This window comes from Candidatus Kryptobacter tengchongensis, assembly GCF_001458555.1.
GTDB classification, from domain to species: Bacteria; Bacteroidota; Ignavibacteria; order Kryptoniales; family Kryptoniaceae; genus Kryptonium; species Kryptonium tengchongense.
In genome coordinates this window covers 1-8,460 of record NZ_CZVH01000085.1, presented here as the reverse complement: position 1 = coordinate 8,460, position 8,460 = coordinate 1, and the positions used below count along the sequence as shown (strand labels likewise).

9 protein-coding genes, 1 tRNA gene and 1 pseudogene are annotated in these 8,460 nt (G+C 35.7%); 10 read left to right on the top strand and 1 reads right to left on the bottom strand.

All coding sequences use genetic code 11. The features are described 5' to 3' along the window. Positions 1-228, bottom strand: a pseudogene (locus AT685_RS06930) (diaminopimelate epimerase); the annotation flags it as partial. Positions 229-371: 143 nt separating this feature from the next. On the opposite strand from AT685_RS06930, the gene AT685_RS06925 reads away from it, so the two are divergent. The 10 genes from AT685_RS06925 to hprK form a co-directional block, all read left to right on the top strand. Further along, positions 372-454: transfer RNA gene (locus AT685_RS06925), tRNA-Leu, on the top strand. Positions 455-496: 42 nt separating this feature from the next. After that, the gene (dapF, locus tag AT685_RS06920) at positions 497-1,156 is read left to right on the top strand and encodes a diaminopimelate epimerase (RefSeq protein ID WP_072152075.1); all 660 of its coding nucleotides are present in this window, start codon (positions 497-499) and stop codon (positions 1,154-1,156) included. Next, complete coding sequence (locus AT685_RS06915) at positions 1,146-1,520, top strand: metallopeptidase family protein (protein ID WP_072152074.1); 375 nt, start codon at positions 1,146-1,148, stop codon at positions 1,518-1,520. Before dapF ends, AT685_RS06915 begins: the two co-directional genes overlap by 11 nt. Before the next feature lie 43 nt (positions 1,521-1,563). After that, positions 1,564-2,139 (top strand): DedA family protein, encoded by a 576-nt coding sequence (locus tag AT685_RS06910; protein WP_072152073.1) that lies wholly within the window; start codon positions 1,564-1,566, stop codon positions 2,137-2,139. Further along, positions 2,136-3,944: an ATP-dependent zinc metalloprotease FtsH gene (gene ftsH, locus AT685_RS06905; protein WP_072152072.1), complete on the top strand. Its 1,809-nt coding sequence runs from the start codon at positions 2,136-2,138 to the stop codon at positions 3,942-3,944. Before AT685_RS06910 ends, ftsH begins: the two co-directional genes overlap by 4 nt. Positions 3,945-4,010: 66 nt before the next feature. After that, entirely contained in the window at positions 4,011-4,769 is a 759-nt protein-coding gene (locus AT685_RS06900; RefSeq protein WP_159420500.1) for a DUF481 domain-containing protein, read from the top strand. Next, positions 4,766-5,938 carry a ComEC/Rec2 family competence protein gene (locus AT685_RS06895; RefSeq protein ID WP_072152070.1) on the top strand — a complete coding sequence of 391 codons (1,173 nt, stop codon included), beginning with the start codon at positions 4,766-4,768 and terminating at the stop codon, positions 5,936-5,938. The genes AT685_RS06900 and AT685_RS06895 overlap by 4 nt, the downstream gene beginning before the upstream one ends. Continuing rightward, entirely contained in the window at positions 5,868-7,235 is a 1,368-nt protein-coding gene (locus tag AT685_RS06890) for a DNA internalization-related competence protein ComEC/Rec2 (RefSeq protein ID WP_072152069.1), read from the top strand. The genes AT685_RS06895 and AT685_RS06890 overlap by 71 nt, the downstream gene beginning before the upstream one ends. Before the next feature lie 59 nt (positions 7,236-7,294). Further along, entirely contained in the window at positions 7,295-7,594 is a 300-nt protein-coding gene (gene hpf / locus AT685_RS06885) for a ribosome hibernation-promoting factor, HPF/YfiA family (protein ID WP_072152068.1), read from the top strand. A 2-nt stretch (positions 7,595-7,596) separates the two neighbouring features. After that, a partial coding sequence (gene hprK, locus AT685_RS06880; protein WP_072152067.1) for an HPr(Ser) kinase/phosphatase occupies positions 7,597-8,460 on the top strand: 864 nt, incomplete at its 3' end.

Below are 8,460 nucleotides of genomic sequence, written 5' to 3'. Positions count from 1 at the left end.
GAGTTTTGCGACGCATCTTCCACCATTTCCACACATTCCTCCGAAACTTCCATCGGAATTGAAATAGACCATTTTAAAATCGGTCGTTTTGCTCTTTTCAATTAAAATTATTCCATCTGCGCCTACTCCGAAATGTCTATCGCAGACCCATTTAGCAAGTTTAACGGGGTCTTTTATCTTTCCATTGCGATTGTCAAATAGAATGAAATCATTTGCAGCTCCGGTCATTTTGTACAATTTAAGTTTCACGGGAAGTTGAATGTTTATTTTCCGATACAGGTAAAATTTAAGTAAAATTGCAAAATTTTCGCAATTTTGAACTTTATTAAAAAAAGAGTTATATTTTTTAAGCGAAATTCGGTGTTCTTTTTGGGCACGTGGCGGAACCTGGTAGACGCGCTGGACTTAGGATCCAGTGGGGAAACCCGTGGGGGTTCAAATCCCCCCGTGCCCACAAAAATTAAAAATAAAAAACCTAATAGGAGGAAAAGCTTAGGTGGAACTTAATATCAACAAATTGAGCCAAACTGAACAAGAAGCGGAAGTAAAACTAAATTGGGATGAGCTTGTACCTTATTTTGAAGAAGCTTATATACTTAGGATAACGAAAGGTAAGATAACTTTTGAAGCAAATGGGAAATTCTACAAAGCCGAGATACTAAACGATGAAAATGTGAGGCTTTATCTACCTATGCCGAAAATGAAGAAATTTAACCTTGGACTCAAACTTGGGAAAAAACTTTTTAAGGCACATTTCGTTGATACAGGGGCACCCCATCTTGTGCTTTTTACGGACGAAAACAAAATCAAAAACATTGAAAAAATTAATCTTAACGACCTCGGGCGAAAACTTCGCTTCCATCCGTATTTTGAAAATGGAACAAATGTAAATTTTGTCACAGTGCTTAACAAAAACACCATAAGAATGAGAACATACGAACGGGGAGTTGAAGGTGAAACCCTTGCTTGCGGGACGGGTTCGGTTGCATGCGCTATAGCATCCGCCGAAATTAAAAATATGAAACCACCGATCAAGGTAAAAGCAACAAGTGGAGAAATTTTAACGGTTGGATGGAATGAAAAAAATTCAGAGTTTGTTTATCTTGAAGGAAGCGCAAAGGTAATATGTGAAGGTAATTTAAACTATGACAATTGAGGAATTTGAAGAAATAGTTAAAGAAACAATTGAAAATTTACCTGAGCTGATAAAACAAAAACTTGACAATGTTGTCTTCATAGTTCAAGATTACCCAGATGAAGACGAATTAAAAAAATCAAAATCAAATAAATACAATCTCCTCGGACTTTACACTGGAATACCTTTATCAAGGCGAGGAACAAACTATGGAATGTATCCGGCAATGCCTGATAGAATCTTTATTTTCAAAGCGAACATTGAAAGGCTCTGCAAAAACGAGAATGAACTCAAGAAAAAAATAAGAGAAGTTGTACTTCATGAAATAGGTCATTACCTTGGAATGAGTGAGGAAGAGGTTAGAAGAGCTTTAAAAGAGCGATAAGAGCAAATCAAAAAGCGGGAAAAATAATTTAAATCACCCATAGATGGAAGAACTCCTACAGAAATATGGTTATATTTTAATTTTCTTAATCACACTTTTTGAAGGCGAGTCAATTTTGTTAATTGCTGGGTTTATGGCTCATCAAGGCATGCTTGATCTTCACACTTCAATTTTATCTGCTTTTCTCGGTTCAACCCTTGCAGACCAGATAATTTTTTATCTGATGCGAAGAAATAACAACTTTCTCTTGAAAAAATTAAAAAAATTTGATAAATACTATACGATAGCAAAATTTTACGCTGAAAAATATGGTTCAGCTGTCGTTCTTTTGGCAAGATATCTCTACGGCATAAGAACACCACTTGTCATGATCGTCAGTTTAAGTGGAATAAATGCCTTAAAATTTACAATTTTAAACATTATTGCTGCGTTCGTGTGGGCTATAAGCTTCGGATATGCAGGATTTTACTTTGGACAGGCTGCAGAGAAATTCATCGGCGACATAAAAAGATATCAATTTTATGGATGGGGTTTGATATTTTCAATCGTCTTGATACTTTATGTCATAAGCAAAATAAGAATTTACCAATTAAAGAAATTAACGGGTGAGAAGAGATGAAGAAACAAACACAGTTCTCAATAGCATATTACATCATTGCCATCATAATTTTGATACTTCTTCAATACTTCATCTTTCATCCACCTTTAAAAGAGATTTCGTATAAGGAATTCAAAGAGCGTCTTTCAAAAAACGAGATTGAATCGGTTCAAATAGGGAATGAAAAAATCATTGTGACATTAAAAAAAGAGGTCGCCGAATCACAGAAAGTTCCAAAAGTAGTTGAAGTTGTAAAACTACCCGATGAAAATTTAATAAAAGAACTACAGGAAAGCGGGGTTGATTACCGAGGCGTAATTGAGAGCAACTGGGGAAAGGAATTTCTTCTTAATTGGATTCTGCCGATTGCATTTTTTATTTTCCTATGGGCTGTATTAATTCGTAGATTTTCGCCAACGCAAAATGTTATGACATTTGGAAAAAGCAAGGCAAAAATTTATGCAGCAGACGAAAAGAACAAAGTCACATTTGCTGATGTCGCTGGGCTTGACGAAGTAATTGAGGAAGTAAAAGAGATAGTTGACTTTCTGAAAAATCCCAAAAAATATCAGCGTCTTGGGGCAAAAATCCCAAAAGGTGTTCTCCTTGTTGGTCCACCTGGGACTGGGAAAACACTCCTTGCAAGGGCAATAGCTGGTGAAGCTGGGGTTCCATTTTTTTATTTGAGTGGTTCTGACTTTGTTGAAATGTTTGTTGGCGTTGGCGCTGCGAGGGTTCGCGACCTCTTCGCCCAAGCGAAAGAAAAAGCACCATGTATAATTTTTATTGATGAAATTGATGCGATCGGAAAAGCAAGAGCAAGAGGCGTAGTTTACGGTGGAGTAGATGAAAGAGAAAATACGCTTAACCAGCTGCTCGTTGAAATGGATGGCTTTGATTCAAGTATTGGGGTAATAATAATGGCAGCGACAAATAGACCAGATGTCCTTGACCCTGCTCTTTTAAGACCCGGAAGATTTGACAGACAAATAATTTTAAGCAGACCCGACTTAAAAGGAAGAATTGAAATTTTCAAAGTTCACACACGAAATCTAAAAATAGCCGAAAATGTTGATTTTGAAACACTCGCTGCACAAACCCCAGGATTTGCTGGCGCTGAAATTGCAAATGTTTGTAATGAAGCTGCGCTTCTTGCTGCAAGGAAAGGTAAAGATAAAATTGAAATGTCCGACTTTCAAGAAGCGATTGAAAGAGTAATTGCAGGTCTTGAAAAAAGAAGCAAAGTTATAAGTGAAAAAGAGAAAAAAATAGTTGCATATCACGAATCAGGACATGCAATCGTTGGATATTATATTCCAGGAGCTGATGTTGTCCAGAAAGTTTCAATTGTCCCAAGAAGCATCGGTGCGCTTGGATACACCCTCAGAACCCCAACTGAGGAAAGATATCTTTTGACGAAGGAAGAACTGCTTGGGAAAATCATAGGAATTTTAGGTGGTAGAGCTGCTGAGGAGATCGTCTTTGGGCAAATTTCAACAGGAGCTCACGATGACCTTAAAAAAGCAACTGAACTCGCACGGCTTATGGTGACAACCTACGGAATGAGTGAAAAAATTGGACATGTTTCACTTGCTGAAATTGAAGAAACGGACTTCTTGAGCAAAAGCCCGTTCTCAAAACCATATAGCGAAGAAACAGCAAAACTTATTGATGAAGAAGTCAAAAAAATAATTGACCAAAGTTACAAAAAAGCTCTTGAAGTTTTGACAACGCATAGAGATAAACTTGATAAACTTGCAAATCGCTTGCTTGAAAAAGAGGTGATAGATAGAAAGGAACTTGAGGAAATTTTAAACCAAAATTAAGATTATAGGAAAATGCATAAAAAGGCTTTCATATTTATATTTTTCTTTTCAACATTAGCTTTTTCAATGGACGAGCCTGATCAAATCATAAAAACAAAACCTCGTCCTCTTCAAATTCAAACAACTCTCGGCTTCACACTCACAGCTGGGAACTCAGACACAAGAATTTTAACATTTGATTCAAACATCCAAAAACCTTTTGAAAGATTTATTTACTACACAAAGTTTAACCTCGCCTATGGAACATCACGCTATGGAAATGGTCCAAGAATTGAAACGACAAACAACTGGGCTATATCAACACGACTTGACTGGTTCACATCTGATAGAAGAAAAAGTTACCTTTTCATCTCAAGCGGTCTATCCGGGAACAAGTTCCGTGGTTATTGGTCAAGAAGAAATGCACAACTTGGCGCAGGTTATAATTTTTTCCACAATATTGACACTCTAATATTAAGTTTTGGACTTGGCATTGATTATTCAAAAGATAACCTCATCGTAAAAGGAAGCGCAGATGATGAAATTTTTTTCGCCCTTTTTAAACCAGAATTTGAAATTATAATCAACAAAAATGTTAAGTTTGGGAATAACGCAAACTGTTTTATTGACTTCCAGGAGCTGAAAAATTACCGCATAAATTCTCAAACATATTTAAACCTAAAGGTGACAACTCGCTTTGCGGTAAATTTTAACTTTAATTTAAATTACGACAATAAGCCGAGATTGATACCTGAGATTGGAGACAACGGAAAACCAACTGGTAAACTTATACCCGCAAAACCAGCAGACAAAATTTTCAATATAGGAATTTCAATAACTGTGTGAGAAATAAACCAGCGCTGAAATTTTCGCTTGCCCTTGTCCTCGGAATTTTACTTGAACATTTTATTGGGATTGAACTTAAAACGCTACTCCTCTTATCTTTAATTTTACTCCTCTTTTACATTACATTCACATTTTCAAAAATCAGTTTACTAAAACATTTCTCAATTTACCTGCTCATCCTCACCGTTGGTGCTTTAAAATATCTCTCCGATAACAAGTTTCAACCCCAGAGCTCAATTGTTAATTTTGCAAATGATACAGCGATTGTAAAAGTCCAAGGCAAAATTATTTCCCCACCTGAAATTAAAAACGATAGGACAAACTTCGTCATCTCTGCAAACAAAATTTTTAAACATGGGGAAGAGATAAATGTTTCAGGCGATGTATTTGTATCAATAAGAAAAGGAAAATCAAAATTTGACAGTTTGCCGAAATTTAGCTATGGCGATGAAATTCAAATCATCGGGGTTTTGAAGGAGCCCATAAGATCAAGAAATCCCGAGGAATTTGACTTTGCAAGGTATTTAAAAATACACGATATTGATGCAGTTTTTCTTTCTTATATCTTGAGCCATATCAAGGTTATCAAAAAATTTGAAGCGAAAACCTTAAACCCGATTGAAATCTTGAAAAAATTAACTTACGAGATTAAAATTGCTGGCTTAAAAATCTTTGATGAACTCCTACCACAAAGTGAAGCGTCTTTCATTAAAGGTCTCATCCTTGGGTATAGAGGGGAAATTTCAAAAGATGTCCAGCAATACTTTATTAACACGGGAACTTATCATATTCTCGCTGTTTCAGGTTTACATGTTGGGATAATAACCTCAATGTTTTTCGTACTGACAAGTTTTTTAAGGGTTAGTTTTGTGTTTAGAGTTTTGTTGACGATATTAGGACTAATTTTTTATGCTTTCGTTGTCGGTCTTCCTCCATCGGTTGTAAGAGCCAGCATAATGGCTTCAATTGTCTTGATAGGAATGGCAATTGAAAGAAGAATTGATATCTTTAACCTTCTTGGGTTTTCAGCCATTGTAATTTTATTTTTTGATTCAAAACAAATTCTACATCCTGGATTTCAACTTTCTTTCTCTGCGGTTGCTTCAATTTCTTATTTTTACCCGAAAATTTTCAATTTCTTTTCAAAAAAATTTCCCATTTGCCACTAAATGGTTCATTTCACCTATAGCCTCTTTATTTATTGCTTCAATTAGCGCACAAATTTTAACGCTCCCGTTTGTCGTTGCTTACTTCAGTAAAATTTCAATTATCTCAATACTTGCAAATGTTTTTATCGTTCCGCTTGTCAGTCTTGCTGTCCCGCTTGGCTTTGCAACGCTTTTACTTTATCCTGTATCAGGGTTCATTGCTCAAATGATGGCAAATAGCCTATGGCTAACTTTAAACTTAACCATCACCTTGGCAAAATTTTTTGCTCATTTACCATTTGCTTATATTGAGGTAAGCAAGGAAATTTCGTTTTATATCGTTCTGATTCTATTTTCATTAATGGTTTTTTCAAAAATAAAATTTCAAAGCCCGATGAAAAGAATTACATTCGCTGTTCTAATTCTTTTAAACCTTTATATTTACATTGCTCCCAATGGTGTAATTTCAATATTATCCAATAAACTTAACGCTGAAGATTCAAACCTTGAAATCACGGTCCTTGATGTTGGTCAAGGTGATGCAATCTTCGTGCAATTCCCCGATGGGAAAAATTTGTTGATAGATGGGGGTAATAAAACATTTAACTTTGATCCTGGACAAAGGATAATTGAGCCGTTTTTGAGGAAAAAAGGAATTAAAAAGATTGACGCAATTCTTGTGACCCATCCGCACAACGATCACATTGGTGGAATTCCGTATATACTTGAGAAGTTTGAAGTTGGAACGGTAATTGATAATGGTTTAAATTACAATTCATCAATTTACAAAAGATATCTTGAATTGATTCAAAACAAAGGCATCACGCACATAACCGCAAGGGCTGGAAATAAAATCACATTAACCGAACATGCAAGGATTTATGTTCTTCATCCAACTGATGCGTTTATAAAAAGCAATGATAAAGAAGATAACTATGGTTCTGGTCATGATGCAAATAATTCATCCGTCGTGATAAAAATTCAGTATGGGGATAACTCGTTTCTTTTAACTGGCGATGCCGAAAAAGAAGCGGAGGACTCAATGATAAAAATCTATGATACATTTTTAAAAAGCGATTGGATAAAAGTTGGACATCATGGAAGTGAAACGAGTAGTTCACCCGCATTTGTTTCAAATGTCAAACCAAAGTGGGCTGTTATCTCCGTTGGAAAATATAACAAATATAATCATCCATCTGATATAGTTTTGAGAAGATACAACTTGATCGGCGCTCAAATTCACAGAACAGATGAAGAAGGCGCAGGAGTTTTCAGATCAAATGGTAAAGATATTGAAAAGATTCAATGGAGAAATTGACAAATCAAAAGTTAATTGTTATATTTACATTGAAAACAAAAAATTAAGTGAGAGAGACAATGGCACTCAAAATCACAGGGCACCATGTTGAAATGAGTGAACAACTTAAGAACTACATTCAAAAGGAAATCACACGGCTTGATAAATTTTTCAACGGAATCATTGACACAGAGGTTATACTTCGGCAAGATACAAAGCATAATCATTTAAAGGAGGCGGAAATTCTCGTAAAGGTTTATGAACACAAACTCACCGCAAAAGCAACGGATCAGGATATATTCAAAGCGTTTGACAAATCCCTTACAAAAGTTGAGAGGCAACTTGTGAAATTTAAAGATAAGATTAAATCCCACAGATAAAAATGTTCAATAAAGAATTTAAAGAAATACGAAAGACTCATATAACCGTTGGTTTCTTTTACGAATCTGGCAGGGAACTTTTCAAACTTAAATCACTTAACGGTGAAGTCGGTTTTGACAGGAAAATCACTGATAAAAATATACATAGACCAGGGCTTGCGCTTGCTGGATATGTTGAACTTTTCACATACAATAGAATTCAGGTTTTCGGAAATACCGAGATAAAATATCTTCAAAGTTTATCACACGAGGATAGGATAAAGTCAATCAAGACCATACTTCAATTTGATATCCCTTGTATTGTCATAACCAATGACAATGTTTTGCCAGATAATTTAATTGATCTTTTCACGGAAAGAGAAGTTGCGGTTTTTCAGACACCACTTGAAACAACAAAACTGGTTTATTTCATCAGCGATTTTCTTGATGACCAGTTTGCACCTCAAACTGTAGTTCATGGTGACCTTGTTGATGTCTATGGTATAGGGTTACTCTTTGTTGGTCGCTCTGGAATTGGAAAAAGTGAAATTGCACTTGACCTTGTAGAAAGAGGACATCGCCTTGTTGCGGATGATGTCGTGCTTATAACTAAAAAGGGTGAAAACATTCTGATTGGGACATGTAATACTGTAACAAAGCATTTCATGGAAATAAGAGGTCTTGGAATAATTGACATAAAAAATATGTTTGGGATAAGAGCAATACGATATCAGAAAAGAGTTGAGGTCGTTGTTGAGCTACTTGACTGGGATCCAAAGGAAGAGTACACACGCACTGGGCTTGATGAAGAACACATCTCCATACTTGGCGTTGAAATTCCACTTGTTAAACTTCCCATTTTCCCAGGGAAAAATATCACCGTGATC

Bases quoted from the DNA above. Each gene is read 5' to 3' on its own strand.
- AT685_RS06915 (WP_072152074.1), top strand. From the start codon at position 1,146: ATGACAATTGAGGAATTTGAAGAAATAGTTAAAGAAACAATTGAAAAT.
- AT685_RS06910 (WP_072152073.1), top strand. From the start codon at position 1,564: ATGGAAGAACTCCTACAGAAATATGGTTATATTTTAATTTTCTTAATC.
- ftsH (WP_072152072.1), top strand. From the start codon at position 2,136: ATGAAGAAACAAACACAGTTCTCAATAGCATATTACATCATTGCCATC.
- AT685_RS06900 (WP_159420500.1), top strand. From the start codon at position 4,011: ATGGACGAGCCTGATCAAATCATAAAAACAAAACCTCGTCCTCTTCAA.
- hpf (WP_072152068.1), top strand. From the start codon at position 7,295: ATGGCACTCAAAATCACAGGGCACCATGTTGAAATGAGTGAACAACTT.